This is a genomic window from Butyricimonas synergistica DSM 23225 (assembly GCF_000379665.1).
Lineage (GTDB): Bacteria > Bacteroidota > Bacteroidia > Bacteroidales > Marinifilaceae > Butyricimonas > Butyricimonas synergistica.
The window spans coordinates 35,504-54,215 of the sequence record NZ_KB903371.1; the positions used below are offsets into that span (position 1 = coordinate 35,504).

13 protein-coding genes and 1 tRNA gene are annotated in these 18,712 nt (G+C 43.3%); 9 read left to right on the plus strand and 5 right to left on the minus strand.

The genetic code is table 11. The features are described from left to right. Nucleotides 1–74: 74 nt before the first annotated feature. From rprY to rpiB, 5 genes are all read left to right on the plus strand, one after another. A complete protein-coding gene (rprY, locus tag A3CY_RS0117310) occupies nt 75–764 on the plus strand; it encodes a response regulator transcription factor RprY (RefSeq protein WP_018339207.1) in 690 nt (229 codons plus the stop codon). 288 nt (nt 765–1,052) lie between these two features. Beyond that, a complete protein-coding gene (locus tag A3CY_RS0117315; RefSeq protein ID WP_018339208.1) occupies nt 1,053–2,372 on the plus strand; it encodes a TolC family protein in 1,320 nt (439 codons plus the stop codon). An 11-nt stretch (nt 2,373–2,383) separates the two neighbouring features. Then, nucleotides 2,384–3,418: an HlyD family secretion protein gene (locus A3CY_RS0117320; RefSeq protein ID WP_018339209.1), complete on the plus strand. Its 1,035-nt coding sequence runs from the start codon at nt 2,384–2,386 to the stop codon at nt 3,416–3,418. A 4-nt stretch (nt 3,419–3,422) separates the two neighbouring features. Beyond that, entirely contained in the window at nt 3,423–5,120 is a 1,698-nt protein-coding gene (locus A3CY_RS0117325) for an efflux MFS transporter permease (RefSeq protein ID WP_018339210.1), read from the plus strand. A gap of 35 nt (nt 5,121–5,155) precedes the next feature. Next, on the plus strand, nt 5,156–5,587 hold the full coding sequence (rpiB, locus tag A3CY_RS0117330) for a ribose 5-phosphate isomerase B (RefSeq protein ID WP_018339211.1): 432 nt from the start codon (nt 5,156–5,158) through the stop codon (nt 5,585–5,587). Between the two features lie 86 nt (nt 5,588–5,673). Here the strand turns inward: rpiB and A3CY_RS0117335 are convergent, their stop codons facing one another. Further along, nucleotides 5,674–7,956, minus strand: a complete 2,283-nt coding sequence (locus A3CY_RS0117335) for an NADP-dependent malic enzyme (protein ID WP_026207812.1) — start codon at nt 7,954–7,956, stop codon at nt 5,674–5,676. Between the two features lie 149 nt (nt 7,957–8,105). Between A3CY_RS0117335 and A3CY_RS22290 the strand changes: the two genes are divergently transcribed. Continuing rightward, nucleotides 8,106–9,458, plus strand: a complete 1,353-nt coding sequence (locus A3CY_RS22290) for a TlpA family protein disulfide reductase (RefSeq protein ID WP_018339213.1) — start codon at nt 8,106–8,108, stop codon at nt 9,456–9,458. Nucleotides 9,459–9,467: 9 nt separating this feature from the next. On the opposite strand, the gene mutL is transcribed toward A3CY_RS22290, so the two are convergent. The 4 genes from mutL to A3CY_RS0117360 form a co-directional block, all read right to left on the minus strand. Next, nucleotides 9,468–11,354 carry a DNA mismatch repair endonuclease MutL gene (gene mutL / locus A3CY_RS0117345; protein WP_018339214.1) on the minus strand — a complete coding sequence of 629 codons (1,887 nt, stop codon included), beginning with the start codon at nt 11,352–11,354 and terminating at the stop codon, nt 9,468–9,470. A 10-nt stretch (nt 11,355–11,364) separates the two neighbouring features. Then, nucleotides 11,365–11,673, minus strand: a complete 309-nt coding sequence (locus A3CY_RS0117350; RefSeq protein WP_018339215.1) for an integrase core domain-containing protein — start codon at nt 11,671–11,673, stop codon at nt 11,365–11,367. A gap of 23 nt (nt 11,674–11,696) precedes the next feature. Next, nucleotides 11,697–12,785 carry a lysylphosphatidylglycerol synthase transmembrane domain-containing protein gene (locus A3CY_RS0117355; protein ID WP_018339216.1) on the minus strand — a complete coding sequence of 363 codons (1,089 nt, stop codon included), beginning with the start codon at nt 12,783–12,785 and terminating at the stop codon, nt 11,697–11,699. Nucleotides 12,786–12,899: 114 nt separating this feature from the next. Further along, nucleotides 12,900–12,973 (minus strand) — tRNA-Ala (locus tag A3CY_RS0117360). Nucleotides 12,974–13,111: 138 nt separating this feature from the next. On the opposite strand from A3CY_RS0117360, the gene A3CY_RS0117365 reads away from it, so the two are divergent. The 3 genes from A3CY_RS0117365 (at nt 13,112) to A3CY_RS0117375 (ending at nt 18,705) form a co-directional block, all read left to right on the plus strand. After that, nucleotides 13,112–13,714, plus strand: coding sequence for an RNA polymerase sigma-70 factor (locus A3CY_RS0117365; RefSeq protein ID WP_018339217.1), 603 nt, complete (start codon nt 13,112–13,114; stop codon nt 13,712–13,714). A gap of 46 nt (nt 13,715–13,760) precedes the next feature. Further along, the gene (locus A3CY_RS0117370; protein WP_018339218.1) at nt 13,761–14,897 is read left to right on the plus strand and encodes a FecR family protein; all 1,137 of its coding nucleotides are present in this window, start codon (nt 13,761–13,763) and stop codon (nt 14,895–14,897) included. Between the two features lie 157 nt (nt 14,898–15,054). Then, on the plus strand, nt 15,055–18,705 hold the full coding sequence (locus A3CY_RS0117375; protein WP_240388179.1) for a SusC/RagA family TonB-linked outer membrane protein: 3,651 nt from the start codon (nt 15,055–15,057) through the stop codon (nt 18,703–18,705). Nucleotides 18,706–18,712: the final 7 nt, after the last annotated feature.

Sequence of the window (18,712 nt, forward strand, 5' to 3'; positions counted from 1 at the left end):
TTCGTATATTTTTTCAGACAAATTAGAAAAGAGAATGATTAAAATCAACACGAATTATTAAAAACAACATAGCTATGGATGAGAAAATTAAAATTTTATTAGCAGAAGACGATACCAATTTGGGTATGCTTCTTAAGGAATATTTGAGAGCTAAAGGGTTTGAAACCGTTTTATGTGAAGATGGAGAAATTGCGTATGAAACGTTCTTGAATGCACCGTTTGATATTTGCATTTTTGACGTGATGATGCCGAAAAAAGATGGGTTTACTCTCGCGAAGGAAGTAAGACAAATCAATAGCGAAATTCCAATTATTTTCTTGACGGCTAAATCAATGAAAGAGGACGTGTTGGAAGGCTTCAAACTGGGTGCCGACGATTATATGAGCAAACCTTTCAGTATGGAAGAATTGTTGCTTCGTATCGAGGCTGTGTTGAGAAGATCAACCGGATTGAAACCCGAAGACGAGCAGGAAATTTTCAAGATTGGTAAATTGACATTCAATTCCAAGAAACAAACTTTGTTTGATGGCGAGGAAGAACAAAAGCTGACCACGAAAGAATCAGAGTTACTTCGTTTGTTGTGCTTGAATGTAAACAAAGTGCTGGAAAGAAATTACGCTTTGAAGAACATCTGGGCTGATGACAATTATTTTAATGCCAGAAGCATGGATGTTTATATCACCAAGTTGCGTAAACATTTGAAGAAAGATCCGTCAGTGGAAATCATCAATGTTCATGGAAAAGGATATAAGTTGATTCTTTGATAAGGTCATTAGATAAAATAAGCGCTTCCGGTAACGGGAGCGCTTTTTTTTGTGGAAATTTGTTTTGTTTGCCGGTTACGACTTTTCTTGATTTTTTGTACCTTTGCACCCGCAAAAATGAAGAAGTATAGTTAATGAAACATATGAGGTATTCTGATAATCATGTATTTATCCCTTCTCGATTAACCTTTGCCAACTTGTGGGGTGGTGAATGGAGAATACCTAGTTGCTGCATCTAATCTTTTCGATTTTCTTTCATTATATTTCATAATTCATAAATAAAAACGTATGGACAAGTTATTTGTGTTCATAACGATGTTCTGTGTGTCGTTATGGACAGGGGGTGTGTATGCCCAAAATGCAAGTGGGCGGGTGATCACTATCGAGGAAATGTTTTCTCTCGCGGATCGAAATGCCAAGGTATTATATCCATTTGCCACTCTGATAGAGGAGTCAAGTCAAAATGTAAAAACGGCTAAAAGTGCCCGTCTTCCCGATGTGGAGGCGTCTATTTCCGCAAGTTTCTTGGGTAACGGTGTTTTGCTGGATCGTGATTTTTCAAATTCAACAAAGGCTCCCATGCCGCATTTCGGGAATAATTTTGCTTTGGAAGTATCCCAGGTGATATACGCGGGGGGAGTGGTAAACCGTGGAATCGAGATTAGTAAGCTGCAGGAAAAGATGGTTGGCCTTTCCCTGGAAAATGAGCGGGATAAACTGCGGTTTATGCTGGTGGGGTATTATCTTGACCTATTTAAACAAAGAAATCTTCTTCGGGTTTACGAGCAGAATATCGAGTTGACCCGTCAAGTTCTTGTCGATATTAAGGCAAAACATACAGAAGGTGTAGCTTTGAGAAATGATGTGACAAGGTACGAACTTCAACTTTCAAATCTGGAATTGACTTGTACTCAAATCCGTAATTTTATTGCTATTTTGAATAATAATTTGGTAACGATCCTGGGATTGCCCCGTGAAACAAACGTGGAGCCGGACACTACTCTCGTGTCCCGTTTTATGCCGCTCGATGAGGCGGGACATTGGACGGGACAGGCTTTACGGCATTCACTTTCGTTGCGGCAGAGTCTTTTGACTGTGGAGATGAACAAGCAGCAGGAACGAGTGGCTCAATCGGAGATGCTTCCCAAGATTGCTTTTTTCGCGAGTAATCATTTTGACGGTCCGATCACGATAGAGGTGCCGCCTATTGACAAGAATTTTAATTATTGGTACGTGGGAGTAGGGGTAAAATATAATATCGCATCGCTTTACAAATCGAATAAATCCCTTAAACGTAGCCGGCTTACGACTCGCCGGGCTCTACAGCAATATGATGACGCGAAAGAACAAACGGAACTTGCCGTGAAGGCGGATTATATCAGGTACATGGAAGCGCACGAGCAATTGAATACACAAATTAAGAATGTTGAGTTGGCTAACCAGAATTACGCGATCGTAAATAACCGGTACAAGAATGATATGGCGCTTATAACCGATATGCTTGACGCAAGTGCTGCCAAGTTGTCGGCGGAACAGCAATTGGTGAATGCCCGCATCAATATTATTTACCATTATTATAAACTTCTCTATGTATCAGGAACACTTTAAAATATACTATTATGAATAGAAAAACTAGAAAAATCGTTTCAAATACTATTGTTGTTATTGTTATATTGATCGTGTTTGCCGGGGTATGTACCCGTTTCTTTCATTTCGGGACGGTCGAATACACGGATAATGCACAAGTACGCCAACATATTGTGCCTGTTAATAGTCGTATTCAGGGATTTGTTAAGAATGTTTATTTTGATGAATACCAGCAGGTGCACAAAGGAGATACGTTGGTATTGATTGAGGAGGCGGAGTTTGTGCTTCGGTTGGCTCAAGCGGAAGCCGATTATCAGAATGCGATTTCGGGGAAGCATATCGTTTCTACCGGGGTGAGTACGACTCAAAATAATGTTGCCGTTTCGGATGCAAGTCTTCAGGAGGCGAAGATATTGTTGGATAACGCGGAGCGTGATTACAAGAGATTTAAGAATCTTTTGGAACAGGATGCGGTAACCCGCCAGCAATATGATAAAATGGAAACGGCTTATTTGGCAGCTAAAGCAAGGTATGAATTGCTTTCCCGGCAAAAGAAGTCGGCTTCGCTAGTTACTCTGGAACAAACCCGGCGTTTGGAACAGACTGAGGCGGGAATAAAACTTGCCGAAGCGGCTCTTTCTCTTGCCCGGTTGAATCTTTCGTACACGGTGATTATAGCCCCGTGTGATGGTATTACCGGACGGAAAAATATTCAGGAGGGACAACTTGTGCAACCCGGACAGACGTTGCTGAACGTGATTGACGAGAACGATAAGTGGATTGTGGCTAATTACAAGGAGACGCAGACCCTTCATATTGCTCCGGATTATGTTGTCGATATACAGGTTGATGCTTTACCTGATATTACATTCAAAGGGGTTGTGCGTTCTGTTTCTCAAGCCACGGGAGCTTCACTCTCGCTTTTGCCGCAAGATAATTCGGCAGGGAATTTTGTAAAGGTGGAACAACGTATTCCCGTGAAAATTGAATTCACGAAAGATAATGATCCGCGGGATCTTCGTCGCCTTCGTGCCGGGATGAATGTTCAATGTTTCGTAAATTATTGATGATATGCATGACCATAGTAAGTTTTCGTTAGCTTTCATGCGTGATTTTGTCCCGGAAAAACTTCGCCCTTGGATCATGGTTCTCATTGCCGTTGTTTTCCAATTTTCGGGCGGCGTGTATCTGGCGGTTGTAAGCGAGATGGGGGGAGCGCTTGCCTTGAAGCAGGAGGATATTATGATGGCGGGGTATGCCTCTATGGTAAGCATGGCTCTTTCCTTTGCTATTCTGTTCCGGCTTAAATTCCGGTTCCCGCCACGAACATCATTATCGGTTTGTGCTGTCGTTATAATCCTTGCTAATTTAATTTGTCTGAATACCGGAAACGTGGTGGTGCTGGTGCTCGTGAGTTTTATCGCGGGATTTTTTCGTATGTGGGGGACATTTGAATGTAATTCGTCGTTGCAGCTTTGGATTACTCCCAAGAGGGACTTGTCGATATTTTTTTGTTATATTTTCCTTATGGTGAATGCTTGCATTCAGCTTTCGGGCCTGACAACTGTGCATATTGCCACGTGGATTAACTGGCAGTATATGCATTGGTTTGTTATTGCGCTGTTACTTGGTGTGATTATTTTTGTGCTTGTCGGTTTTCGTGATGATCGTTTGATGAAATATTTGCCTCTCTACGGGATTGATTGGCTTGGTGGGGTTCTTTGGGGGATCACCGTGTTGGCTATCGTGTTCGTGGGCGTGTATGGAGAACATTACGACTGGTTTGCCTCTCCTCATATCCGGACGGCTTCGTTTATAGCGGTGGTTTCTCTTTTGTTCAATATATCGAGAGCGTTGGTTATCCGTCATCCTTATATCGATTTGTCGATTTGGACGTATCGACCCATGTGGTTGACGTTTGTGCTTTATATTGTCATTGATTTTTTGTTGGCTCCCCAGCACGTGTTGGAACATATCTTTATGGAAGGAATTTTGGGATACGATGCCCTGCATTTGATTTCGCTGAATTGGATGGTTTTGTTGGGAATCGTAGCCGGAGGGGTTTTCACGTATTATACTTTTGCTCTCCGGAAATGGGGATACAAGCGGATGTTGGTTTTTGCCATGTCGTGTATTACCGCTTATCTGCTGGTGTTTTATTTTTATCTAGATTATAATCTCCCCAAAGAAGCGTTGTATTTGCCTGTTTTTCTGCGAGGGGTGGGATATGTCGTCGTGGCGATCTGTTTCCTGACAGCCCTATCGGGAAGCGTGCCTTTTCGTGTATTCTTTCACGCGGTTACCACTCAAACGCTTGTTAGTGCCACTTTGGGTGGAGTGATCGGCAACGCCCTCCTGGGACGGATATTGAATGTTGTGGTGACAAAAAATACGATGTTGTTGAGTGGGGAGCTTGACAGCGTGCATACGACGGCAACAGGAATCCCTTTGCCTCAGTTGTATGGTATTGTGCGGCAGCAGGCTATGATGGTTTCCATGAAAGAGATTTTTGGTTGGTTGGTATTGTTGTCTTTAGCTTGTTTGGGTGTGTTTATATTGAAAGGAAGTAGCTTGCGAATGGGAAATATTATTCATCCTAAATTCAGTACAATTCGCAAATTGATAAAACATGAGCTTCGGTTAGACCGGATATTTGTCACGAGGCGTTTGTTTTCGGTCGGTCGTAAATTGTGGTTGTTGGTGATAATTTCTGTTGGAATGACCCTTGTAATAGACAATTGTATTACCTTTGTATGTAGAAATGTATAACTAATGCTGTTTTGGCAGCTATAATTTTAATAAAGATGAAAATAGCGATAGCATGTGACCATGCCGGTTACGAGTACAAGGAACGATTAGTGAAATATCTTCAGGAAAGAGGTCACGAGGTAAAAGATTTCGGTGCTTTTTCTGCCGAGAGTATGGATTATCCGGATACGGCTCATCCGATGGCTTCTGCTGTTGAGTCGGGAGAATACGAGAAAGGGATTGCTATTTGCGGAAGTGGTAACGGTATCTCGATGACAGCCAACAAGCACCAGGGAATTCGTTGCGCTTTGTGTTGGAATATGGAGATTGCCGCTTTGGCTCGTCAACACAACAATGCTAACGTGGTTGGTCTGCCCGCCCGTTTTATTGCTTACGAGGAAGCTCAAAATATAGTAGATACTTTCCTCGTAACGGATTTCGAGGGAGGACGTCACCAGAGAAGGATTGACAAGATACCGGTGAAGTAATTCTGTGATTAAATGATTTCCGATTCAGTGATTATAGGTTCATTAAAAACAATCACTCGATCGGAAATCATAAAATTGTCAAGTCATCAGATTCTGCACATATCCACCGGCATTTCTTTCTGTGCATCTGTCACGGCGAGGGTGGTCATGTAAACAATATCTCTTACACTACATCCCATTTGTAATATATGTACGGGTTTGTTCAAGCCTAGCAGGACGGGACCGATGATTTCGTTGTTCCCGAGTTCTTGCAGCACGCCCAAGGCAATACTTCCGGAGCTGAGGTTCGGGAAAATGATCGTGTTCACATCCTTGTTTGCCAACGGGGAGAAAGGGAAACGGGCTTGTCTGAGTTCCGTGTTGAAAGCAATGGATGCGGACATTTCACCGTCGACCAGTATTTCGGGATATTTGCGATGCAACGTATCCACGGCTTCCTGTATCTGTGCCGGACTTCCCAGATGATATTCTCCGAAATTGGAGTATGATGTCAGTGCAATAACAGGCTCAACGTTGAATTGTTTCACGGCTTCGTAAGTTAAGATGGTCACACATTCAAGCGTGTCAGCTGACGGGTGGCTGTTGACGGTCGTGTCGGCGAGGAAATAAGTTCCTTTTTTGTTCGTCACGATGTGCATCCCCACGGCATATTTGCAACAAGCTCTTAATCCGATAATGTCTTTGGCGGCACGCAGTACATCGTGGTAATCGGAATGTACGCCGGAGATAAAACCGTCGGCATCGCCGGATTCCACCATCATCAACCCGATGAAGTTTGAGTCTTTCATCAATTCTTTGGCTTGTTCCAGAATAATCCCTTTACGTTGTCTTTTCTCGTAATAAGCCCGGGTGTATTGATCGATTTTCTTTGTTTCTTTAGCCGGGTCGAAAATGGTCAGCTCGGGGAGTTCCAGCTTGTATTGTTTCTGAAGGGCTTCGATCTCTTTTTTCGTACCGATAAGCACGGGATGGGCTATTTGTTCCGAAAGGATTTCTTGTACAGCCATCAACGTTTTGATGTTGGCTCCTTCCGAGAAAACGATGCGTTTGGGATTGGTCTTCGCTTTGCGGGTCATGCGGCGCATAAGTCTTTCATCCTGTCCCATTCTTTTTTCCAGTTGGTCGCGATAGGCATCCCAATCCTCGATGTTTTTGCGGGCAACACCCGATTCCATGGCAGCCTTGGCTACGGCGGGAGCGATGTGACTAATCAGACGGGTATCCAACGGTTTGGGAATAATGTAATCCCGTCCGAACGCGAGTGACGGATCGTTGTATGCCATTTTCACGTTTTCGGGTACGGGTTCTTTCGTGAGTTCTGCCAGCGCGTAAGTGGCTGCCAATTTCATCTCCTCGTTAATTCCCCGTGCTTGGACATCGAGGGCTCCCCGGAAAATGTAAGGAAAGCCTAGCACGTTGTTGATTTGGTTCGGGTAATCGGAACGTCCGGTGGCGAAAATGATGTCCGGGCGGCTATGAATGGCTTTGTCATAACTGATTTCCGGGTTCGGGTTTGCCAATGCGAACACGATCGGGTCTTTTGCCATACTCCGGATCATATCTTCCGTTAATATGTCCGCGACGGAAAGTCCCAGGAACATATCGGCTCCCACGAGTGCTTCGGGTAAAGTGCGTGCGGACGTTTCGACAGCGAATTCCTCTTTCTCGATATTGAGTCCGGCTCTTCCCGTGTAGATTACGCCTTTGCTGTCGCACATAATTATGTTTTCTTTCTTCACGCCTAGTGCTTTGTATAGGCGGGCGCAGGAAATAGCAGCCGCTCCGGCTCCATTGACAACAACACGAATCGAGTCGATCTTTTTCCCGTTAAACTCGAGGGCATTCAATAGCCCGGCAGCCGAAATAATGGCAGTCCCGTGTTGATCGTCGTGCATCACGGGAATATCCAGTTCTTCTTTCAGGCGGCGTTCGATCTCGAAACATTCGGGGGATTTGATGTCCTCCAGGTTGATTCCCCCGAAAGTAGGGGCGATCATTTTGACGGTTTCGATGAATTTATCGATGTTTTTTGTATCCACTTCAATGTCGAATACATCGATGTCCGCGAATATTTTGAAAAGAAGTCCTTTGCCTTCCATGACAGGTTTGCCGGATAAGGCTCCGATGTCACCCAACCCGAGGACGGCTGTCCCGTTGGAGATGACTGCCACGAGGTTGCTCTTGGCGGTATATTTGTAGGCGTCGATCGGGTTTTTCTGAATTTCCAGACAAGGCTCGGCTACTCCCGGGGAATAGGCTAACGAGAGATCATATTGTGTGCTATGCGGCTTTGTCGGAATGACTTCTATCTTGCCGGGACGTCCCATGGCATGATAATGTAAAGCTTGTTTTTTATCCATTTTATTAATGTTCTTACTTGTTTTAATCGAGTGTAAAACTATTTAGACTTAATCGAATAACAAGATGTTAAATGTTAATAAAAAGTTAAAGTTTAAATATTAATCGAGGTTAAAAGAAGTTATTATTAATTTAGGCTATTGTAAAATAGGCAAGCTAGATGATGGGTAAGTTTGGTGGTATATTGTTGATATTAATAGGTTTGATGTGGTGTTGTAATACCCGTAAAACTGTCGTGGAGTTGAATTTGATTGGTTCTTCCGGGATAAAACCGGAAATTTTGGTGAACGGGAGCGAACGTCCGGTGGATGTGAATGAGTCGGGATACGCCAAATTGGTGATGGGGGACAAGGAAAATGGTTACGCTTTGTTAAAATACGGGAAAGATCGTATCCCGTTATTCATAGAGAAAGACAAATCTTTGGTTATATACGTGTATGGCGACCAAGCGAGAGGAAATACTCGTTTCGAGGGAAATGGAGCACCGAAGAATATATACTTGAGCAGTTTGGAGTCGAAGAACAAGTCCTTTGATTACGAACTGGATGGGATGGAGTTTTTGCAGCAATTGAAGGAGCAGGTGGAGGAGCAAATGTATTATTTGGATACCATGGAGTTTGACGAGGAGTTCAAGGAGATGGAGCGCCACCGGATCAAGTTCTCGGCTTACACGGCATTGGAAAATTATCCGTTGTATCATGCCTGGAGCACGGGAAATAAGGATTACCAGCTCGATACGACTTTTTTAGCGACTCTCAAAACGTTTATCAAGGAGGATGAAAAGTTGCTGGTATTGAAGGAATACCAGGAGGGAATGGCTTCATTGGTTTCGGTAATCAGTTCCTCTCGTTTAAAAGAATACGATGCTTACAAGCAAGTGATAGCTCAGTTCGAATACGTGATTCATAACCTGTCGAACAGCACGCTAGTCGAATTTCTGATAGACCATTATGCTTATAATTATTTGTTAGGTGCAGGAGCGGACGAACACATGGATGAGATTCTGAAAACCTATGATAGGTACGTGAAGGACGCGAGAATGAGACAGCGTTTTTACGACGGGTACGAGCGATGCATGAAAATTGTGGCGGGACAACCGGCATCGAATTTCGTGTTCACGGACGTGGCGGGACAGGCTTTCCGGCTGGAAGACTTCCGGGGCAAGTTCCTTTTTATCAATGTATGGGCAACCTGGGGAGTACCTTGTCGTAGCGAGAATATTTATTGGGAGAAGTTGGAAAAGGAGTTCGAGGAGGAGAATATCGTGTTCGTGGCGGTAGCCTGTGATAACGACCGGGCGATTTGGGAGAAACGGGTGCGGGAGAATCCCAAAGGCGAGGTGCAGTTGTACATGGGAAGTGACCGTTCGTTTATGGATTTCTACATGATACGGGGAATACCTCGGTTTATACTGATAAGTCCCGACGGGCGGATTATCAATTCGGATATGCCCCGTCCTTCCAATCCCGAAACGGCAAAGATTCTGCGGTCTTACCTGAAGGATAAGAATTAAAATTTTTTTCTATTTGAACCATTGGGTTACATCTTCGTTTTTCAGGATGTGGATGATCGTTTTCCCGTCAGCCGTGTAATTCGGGTGTTGGCAGGTGAAAAGATTGTCGAAGAGGTCGCTCATTTCTTGCCGATCCAATACCGTGTTGTAATCCATTGCGGCGGCTTTTGCCAGCGACAGAGCGATCCGTTCCCGCATCTTGTCCCGGATGGAGCCTTCCGTGTTTTTGTAGTGCTCGATCAGGTTCAGCAGAACTTCTTTTCCCCGGGAGGTCGAGAGGTCGGGAGGGGTAGAATATATAGCATAACAGTTTTTCCCGAATTCGCCCAATTCAAAACCTAAAAGCATGAGGTCGTCGAGAATGTCTTTCACCAGCATGAAATCCTCTGCCGATAATTCCAGTGTTTCGGGGAATAGGCTCTTTTGCCCTCCGGCGGGTTGATGGGATAACGTCTCCTTGTAGCGTTCGAACAGGATGCGCTCGTGTGCCCGTTTCTGGTCTATAAACATCAGTCCGGAATGAACGGGGGTCACGATATAGCGACCTTTCATCTGCACGAATGAGATCACGCCCTGGTGGTCTTCTTGTTTTTCAGCCATCTCCGGTATCACGGTTTGCACTTCTTCCGGCTTGTCTTCCAATCCGGCAAAGAGTGCATCCCAATTCGCGGGCACTTGTTCTTTGCGATGATAGTCGTGATTTCGTTGGCTACTATTGCCTCCGCTGTTCCCGTGTGATCGTTCCCCTTGCTCGAAATCCGAGTCTTCTTTGGAAATAGACGTCGAATAATTGAACGGGTTGTAATTTGGGTTGTAACTTACCTTCGGCACCTTCGGAATGACAGGTACGTCGGGAGCCACGAAATCTACTTTATCTTCCGTGTCGAAGTCGATGGTCGGGATGACGTTGAATTTTCCCAAAGCTTCCTTTACGCAGGCAAGGATGATCTGGAAAATAGCACTTTCGTCTTGGAACTTAATTTCGGTTTTGGTCGGGTGTATGTTCACGTCGATGATGGACGGGTCTACCGTGAAATACAGGAAATAGGATGGGATCATATCTGCGCTGATTAATCCCGAGTAAGCTTCCGTGAGCGCTTTGTGGAAGAAATTATGTTTCATGAAGCGGTTGTTCACGAAAAAATATTGTTCCCCGTAAGTTTTGCGGGCGTGTTGAGGAACGCAAATGAAACCGTTGATGGTTATAATACCGGTTTCGCAATTCACGGAAAGTAACTTCGAGTTGATGTTTTTGCCAAAGGCATTCACGATGCGTTGTCGCAACCCGGATGCCGGAAGGTTGAATATTTCATTTCCGTTGTTCGCCAGGGTAAAGGTCACTTCCGGGGTGGCAAGGGCTACTCGCAGGAATTCCGTGGTGATATTCCGCAACTCCGTGTTGTCGGATTTCAAGAACTTGCGTCGGGCAGGGATCGTGTAGAACAAATTTTTCACGAGCATATTCGTTCCCCGTGAACAACTGATGCTCTCTTGGTTTTTCAACTCTGAGTCGGCAACGAAGAGGTAAGTCCCCAATTCGTCTTCTTCCCGGCGGGTGCGTAATTCCACTTCTGCCACGGAGGCGATGGAAGCAAGGGCTTCGCCTCGGAAACCCATGGTGCGTATATTGAATAAATCTTGCGCGGAGGAGATTTTGGAGGTTGCGTGTCGTTCAAAAGCCATACGGGAATCTCTCGGCGACATTCCTTTCCCGTCGTCGATCACCTGGATGAATCCTTTTCCCGCATTTTTTAATATTACCTGTACTTTGGTTGCCCCCGCATCGATAGCGTTCTCCATTAATTCCTTCACCACGGAAGCCGGACGTTGCACGACTTCTCCCGCGGCAATCTGGTTTGCCACCGAATCGGGTAATAGTTGAATAACATCTGCCATACCTGAACTCCTAGAAAAATTTCATTATGAGGTCTAACTTATAAGTAACCAAATAAAAAGCGACCATAAGTATAACGATCAATATAAGAAATAAGCGCGTGGCATATCCTAATCCCGTTTTTGGGCGATTGCTTCTTTGTTTGTTATATTCCCGTTGTAAACTGGCTCGCACGTCGGGGATGTATTCATTCCCGTTTTCATCGAGACCCAATTCGGTACGGATACGTTTCTCCCGTTCCTTGCGGGCTTCCGCTTCCGGGTCCCAGTAACGGGGTTTTAGGTTGAAACGCCTGTATTCCGGTTGTTTAAATAGTCCCATGATTCAATTGTAACTTTAAATATTTACTGCTTCTCTTTCTTGGTGGATTTCCCGAAACTTCGGGCAATCCACTTGGGTACGATGAACGCTCCTATGAACAGGTAAGGATAGTAGCTGATGAGTCTCCAGAGAATAGCCATCGCAATGGCGACTCCCGCGCTCGGAAGAAACTCCCCGAGGTATTTGGAGAAGACAAATTCAGCGAAACCACTACCTCCCGGTGTAGGGCTTACCAACATCATGATCCACATGACAAGTTGTCGTGCAAAGATAAGAAAATGTTGCGCCCAATCATAGCGTCCGAACCAAAAAGCTACAAGAATGGCATTCACAACCCAGTAACGTGCGGTCCACGAGAAGAATGTAGCCCCGAAAGTTTTTAACCAGAAGACGAAGGGCATCTTTCGTAATTCATGGGAGTTACGGATGATGTCGGTGCCCGCCTCGTTGGCATCGTGGCGCCATTTGCGAAGGATGCGCCACTTGAATAATTTCATAATTAGCCATTTGAGTCCCCTAGGATTTTTGAATAACCCGTAACTCAATATCAGGAGATAGGCTAGTTTCACGCTGTAACCGATGGCGGCGAAGGTGATCAGGCTGTCGACAACCGCTTTGGTTGTGTCGGGCATATGCCATAGGGCTTGGTGGTTCACGCATAAAAGAATGATTGGGAACATGATGATAAAGTATAGTTCGTCGAGGAAAGAGGTCGCCATGACCATTGCCGAACTTTTGCCCACGCCGATGCCTTCCTTGTGCACGAAGAGGATCGCAAGGCTGGTGCCTCCAATGGCGGAGGGGGTGACTGCCGACGTGAATTCCCAAAGAAAGATGATGCGTAAGGATTGGAGCCACGTGAGTTTGTCTCCGGAGAGTACCCGGATTCGTACCACGTATCCGAAATCCCGGATCGCCATACACAACAGCGCCACGAATAACCAGAATACCGTGTTCCATGTGAAGGTGATCATATCAAATGCCTTCGGGTCGAATTCTTTGTATAGCATATAAGATACCACTGCCAAGCCGATGACAATGGGGTATATGATTTTGTAAGGACGAATTTTCTTTGTCAGCTTCTGGTTTCCCTCCGTGCTCTCCTGTGCCATAATTTCGTTAATTTATTCGCTACTAAATTACGAAATTGTATGGAAAAGCAATGAAAACAAGTAGTAAAATAAAAAAAGCAATTAACGGATTTAATATCAATTAATTGCTTTTCGTGGAGAATAACGGAATCGAACCGTCGACCTTTTGAATGCCATTCAAACGCTCTAGCCAACTGAGCTAATTCCCCGTTTGCGGATGCAAATATAGATAAATTATTGAAAATAGAAAATATCAGAGGAAAATTTGAACAATTTTTGTCGGGAACAGTATGTGGTAAACGGAAGATTTTTCCGTAAATTTGCACACTGATAAAAGATGTCTACTAATGAATGCTCAAGGTTTAGAAAATGAGCAAGTATTACTTGCCTTGTTAAGAGAGGGGGATGAAAGAGCTTACTCTTATCTATTCAAAGCATTTTATCAGGCTTTATTTAATTATGCAGGGCGGGTTGTTCATGATGAGGATTATGCACACAATATAGTACAAGGTGTGTTTTGTCGTTTTTACGAGAATCGAAAAAAGATAGTCATTGAAGGAACGTTAAAATCGTATCTGTATCGATCCGTTTATAATAGTTGCTTGGATACGCTAAAGCATGAAAAAATAAAAAATATTTATAATGATCAGGTTTTACTTGATTTTTATTCTAAAGAAATTGCTTTGGCTCCCGAGGTGGAGTTGAATCTTCGTCGAGAAGAGATTCGTAAAGCAATAGATGTTTCCATAAATAAATTACCGGAACGTTGCCGACAAATTTTTGTGATGAGTAAGATTGAAGAAAAATCGAATCAAGAAATTGCAAACGAATTAGGAATTTCTATAAAAACAGTTGAAACTCAGATGAGAATAGCTCTTGCTAAGTTGCGTAAAGATTTAGGTTGGCTATATTATATGATTTTTCTTGATTTTTTTTCAAAAATGTTTTAAGGGTAAATCTCGTGTGAGTCGTCTTGAAGATATATAAAAGACGATTATGCAGATTACGGATGACATTATCATACGGGTTTTAGAGGGAAAAGCCACGAAAGAAGAATTTGTGGAACTGAAAGCCTGGTTGCAGGATGAGGATAACCGACAACATTTTGAATATCTGAGAGAAATTTGGAATGTGATCGGGGGACCTATGCTTTCCGTGAAGCAAGAAGCTAAAGTATGGACAGATTTCAAGGCATATATGCATAGGTCACGGGTAAAGCAAGTTATTTATAAATGTTCGAGATATGCGGCAATCGTTATTGTTTTATTCGCGATTCCTCTGTTTTTTTTATGGATTCGAGGTGATGAGAAGGAGGTTGCTATCCGGCAAGAAATTTCTATTAACCCGGGACGTTTTCAGGCTATTTTAACCGTTCCCGGGGGAGAGTCTATTGAATTGCGACCGGCAGAAACAAAATGTATCGATGTCAGTAAGAACGGGAAAGCAACAAATGGAGAGGGAGGATTGGTTTACGAGAGGCGAACGGGGGCATCTTCGGCGGAATACAATCAAGTACATACCCCGTGCGGGGGAGAATATTCTGTGATGTTGGCGGATGGGACCAAAGTGTACATGAATTCCGGTTCAACGCTGAAGTTTCCGGTTGTATTCAATGATTCTACCCGAGAGGTCTATTTATCAGGGGAAGCGTATTTTGAAGTACAAAAAGATTCAACAAGACCTTTCCGGGTAAAAACGGATGCCATGGTATTGAGTGTTTATGGTACAGAATTCAATATCAATACATTTGAATCGATTAAGACGGTTCTGTTTTCCGGACGTGTAGGTATTAAAGGAAATGATAACAAGGAATATATCTTGGAACCGTCGCAATTGATCGAATATGACAAGAGTGGCAATTTCGTGCAATTGCGAGAGGTCGATACAAGGGTTTATCTTGCCTGGAAAGAGGGATATTTCTTTTTCGATAACGAAAATTTAGCACATGTTCTTGCCGCTTTAGGCAGATGGTATAATGTCGAATTTGAATATAACGAAGTTGATGTGAAGGATATGCATTTTACGGGGCATATAAAAAAGTATGAAAATATGAATGTTATTTTAGATGCGATTCGAAGAATTGTTCACGTGCGTTTTGATATAAACGGGAGAAAAATTGAAGTAACTAAATAAGAGAGACTCGATAGAGCCTCTCTCGTTAAAATAATGTGATTCTGTGTCCTGGAAAAACAAGAGAATCACGAGTATTAATTAAAAATACAAAACTATGAAAAAAGATGGATTATACTTCTCTTTCGGGAAGTATAGTAGACAAAAAATTTTTTTACCTATGAAATTGTGTGTGTTATTTATGTTGTGTTTCGTTGTAGGTGTATCAGCCAAAGTTGCGGCACAACAAGAAAAAGTGAATTTGGATCTTCAAAATGTTTCCGTTAAACAATTGTTCCTTGAAATTCAGAAACAAACAAATTTATCTTTCATCTTTAGTATGGAACAAGTTGCGGCTATCGGGAATGTTTCGGTCAAAGCCGAGCAGGAAGTCGTGGAGAATGTTTTGAGGCGAGTGTTCAAGGATACGAAGCTTGCTTTTGAGTTTTCCGGTAATCTCATCATTGTTCGCACGGATGATGACAAGAAGGAAAAAAGCAAAGAGATAAAAATTGTCGGTAAAGTCGTCGATGAAAAACAACAACCGTTACCGGGAGTCACTATTCATGCCAAAGGATATTCGGTAGGGACTTCCACTGATAAAGACGGGAAGTACACTTTTCGGTTTGTGGAGACAGACAAGGAAACGATACTGATATTCTCGTTTATCGGAATGGAGAAACAGGAGATAAAATACACCGGGCAAGACACGATTAATGTTACTTTAAAAGAAACCGTGGCACAGTTAGAGGAGGTAGTTGTCAGTACTGGATACCAGCGTATCGATGCGCGTAAGAGTACAAGTGCTATTACCACTGTCCGGGCGGAGGATATTGTAACTCCTGGGCTGCAAACAATAGACCAGATGCTGGAAGGACGGGTCCCCGGTCTAATGGTGTTACAGAATACGGGGCAGATTGGGGCAACTCCCCGTTTACGTATTCGCGGTTCGTCAACTGTTTTGAGTTCTCGAGAACCGGTATGGGTTCTTGATGGCGTGATTTTAGAAGATCCCGTGGATGTCGACCCCTCGCAAATCAATGATCTGGACTTCGTGAATCTATTAGGGAATGCCATTTCAGGGTTAAATCCGGAAGATATTGAGCAGCTTGACGTGTTGAAGGATGCTTCCGCTACAGCTATTTATGGTGATAAAGCAGCGAATGGGGTTATCGTGATTACAACTAAAAAAGGACGTCCGGGACCTCCTTCCGTTACTTATTCGTTATCCGGTAGTTTTACGCAACGCCCGAGTTACAAAGATCGCAGTGTAAACGTGATGAATTCTAGAGAGAGGGTAGCCTATTCGCGCGAGTTAATCGAGAAACGAATGGCTTACCCGAATGCAGAAACCTGGGTTGGGTACGAGGGGGCATACCGTGATTACATGAATGGATTCATTAACTATTCCCAGTTCCAACGGGAAGTGGATAAATATGAAACTATGAATACAGATTGGTTCGACATTTTGATGCAAAATGCTTATTCCCATAAACACTCGTTGAGTTTTTCCGGCGGTTCTTCCGAACTGCGTTATTATGCTTCCATGGGGGTAAACAATGTCATCGGAACCGTGAAAGGCGAATTGAATCGGCAATATACTACTACGTTAAACGTTAATGGTAATTTCAATAAATTTTCCGTGCGATTCGGTTTAACGGGTAATTCTGCTAAAAAAGAGTATACTCCCAGTAATGTGGGCGTAACCGAATTTGCTTACAATACTAGCCGGGCTATTCCCGCGTATGATGAGAACGGAGGATATTATTACTACAAGAAAGAGATGCAGGGTGCGGATGGGGAAACCTTTTATTTCCCGGTAAATATTCTGGAAGATATGGATAACTCCTCGCAAACGATCAATCAAAACGGTTTAAATCTTCAGGCTACCGTGGGATACCAGATTATAAAAGATTTGAAAGCTGAAATTTTGTTAGGGTATAGTTTCTCAAACTCTAAATCTCAAACTTGGTATGGAGAGAGTAGTTCTTATTGTAAGAACTTGAATAAATCTTTGCAATATGCAGACGAGGCTGAATGGATGGAAAACACGGAATTGCCGGACGGAGGTGTGCTGGGGGACTCCCGCACAGATCGTAACAGTTATACCATACGAGCAACCTTAAATTACGCGTTTAGTGCAGATAAGGAAGAGAACCATAATTTAAGTGCTTTCGCGGGCTGGGAGTTAAGTTCTAATAGATATAAAACGACAGACAGAACTATTCGGGGGTATCAGAAGGATCGGGGAGAAACAATTGCCACATTTGATCTGGATGATTATCCGAAGTATAAAGAATGGATTGAACGTGGAGATGCCTTCGGAAGATTCTCCAATTCGTTAAGCAATAAAGTATCGGCGTTTATGGTGTTGGGCTATGGATACAAGGATATATATCAATTCAATGTTAATGCCCGTGTCGATTATTCCAACAAGTTTGGAGATCGTGCTAATGATAAATTCTTCCCCATTTGGTCTGTAAGTGGTCGTTGGAATATGAAAAACAATATATTATGGTCTGCTGATTGGATTAATGAACTGGCTCTGCGAGCTTCGTTCGGTTACCAGGGAAATGCCCCAAGCGTGGCTCCGAATATGGTGATTCAGAAACAAGCAACCAGCAGTTGGTTCAACGAGAAATATTCAACAGTAAAATCTTTCCCGAACCCGAATTTGAAATGGGAGAAGACGTCGAATCTCAATTTTACTTTGGATTTTGCTTTCTTCCAAAGAAAAATAAACGGATCCGTCAGTTATTATTACCGAAAAACGACAGATGCTTTCCTGGATTCTAAAGTCACGGATATTAATGGAATCACCTCCTATAAGGTAAATACGGGAACAGTTACAAATCAGGGATACGAATTGGCGTTGAACTTTATTCCGGTAAACACAATTGGCGCTAACGGTAAAGGATTTCGTTGGCGTTTTGATCCGCAATTGGGATCCGTGATCAACAAGTTAATTAGCCGTGCTATTGATAATAAAGACAAAACTATGCGAGATGATGAGGAGTTAACTTATCAGGATTATTTGAATGGAACCGTACAAACGGTAAATCGCTCTATTGATGGATTTTATTCTTACAAATTTATGGGATTAGATCCCACGGACGGGCGACCTATTTTTCCGATTACGGCAACAACAGAAGAGGAATTCGGGGAGAAATTCTCATCGATGACCAACGAAGAACGTTACATGAGCCAGATGGTGTATTCCGGAGAGCGTACGCCTTTTCTATCTGGCGGGATTTCCAATACGTTCACGTGGAACCGTTTTTCGATGTCTTTGTTTTTATCTTACAGTATAGGATCTAAAATTCGTTTGTTAAGATTGTACTCCTCGATCAATTCTTCCAATTTGACGATGGCTCCGGACCCCATGGAGAACGTGCGTAGTGAAATAAAAAGACGTTGGAAAAATCCAGGCGATGAAACAAAAACAAGCATCCCGGGTATTCTATCGAATAATGCGTTTAAAGAAACGGTATCCTACAACACTGAATGGTGGCGTAGCAGGAGTTACAATGCTGCTATCGGGCGTAAGGATGTTGCTGATCACATTTGGCAGATGTATGACTATTCGGATATTCGGGTAGTAAGCGGGGATTATTTGAAGATATCTTCGTTGTCGGTTCGGTACAATATTCCGGAGAATATCCTAAAGAAAGTTGGAATTCGATCTGCCTATGTTGGCTTCTCGGGCACAAACCTCTATACGTTTTGCAGTAAAAAGTTGAATGGACAGGATCCCACGCAATCAGGAAGTTCTTCTACGATTACGCAATCAGTACGTCCCACTTATTCGTTGACTTTAAATGTAAGTTTCTAAATAGATG

Coding starts and splice junctions, on each gene's coding strand:
- rprY (WP_018339207.1), top strand. CDS start 75: ATGGATGAGAAAATTAAAATTTTATTAGCAGAAGACGATACCAATTTG.
- A3CY_RS0117320 (WP_018339209.1), top strand. CDS start 2,384: ATGAATAGAAAAACTAGAAAAATCGTTTCAAATACTATTGTTGTTATT.
- rpiB (WP_018339211.1), top strand. CDS start 5,156: ATGAAAATAGCGATAGCATGTGACCATGCCGGTTACGAGTACAAGGAA.
- A3CY_RS0117370 (WP_018339218.1), top strand. CDS start 13,761: ATGCAGATTACGGATGACATTATCATACGGGTTTTAGAGGGAAAAGCC.
- mutL (WP_018339214.1), bottom strand. CDS start 11,354: ATGGCAGATGTTATTCAACTATTACCCGATTCGGTGGCAAACCAGATT.
- A3CY_RS0117325 (WP_018339210.1), top strand. CDS start 3,423: ATGCATGACCATAGTAAGTTTTCGTTAGCTTTCATGCGTGATTTTGTC.
- A3CY_RS0117375 (WP_240388179.1), top strand. CDS start 15,055: ATGAAATTGTGTGTGTTATTTATGTTGTGTTTCGTTGTAGGTGTATCA.
- A3CY_RS22290 (WP_018339213.1), top strand. CDS start 8,106: ATGATGGGTAAGTTTGGTGGTATATTGTTGATATTAATAGGTTTGATG.
- A3CY_RS0117315 (WP_018339208.1), top strand. CDS start 1,053: ATGGACAAGTTATTTGTGTTCATAACGATGTTCTGTGTGTCGTTATGG.
- A3CY_RS0117355 (WP_018339216.1), bottom strand. CDS start 12,785: ATGGCACAGGAGAGCACGGAGGGAAACCAGAAGCTGACAAAGAAAATT.
- A3CY_RS0117350 (WP_018339215.1), bottom strand. CDS start 11,673: ATGGGACTATTTAAACAACCGGAATACAGGCGTTTCAACCTAAAACCC.
- A3CY_RS0117365 (WP_018339217.1), top strand. CDS start 13,112: ATGAATGCTCAAGGTTTAGAAAATGAGCAAGTATTACTTGCCTTGTTA.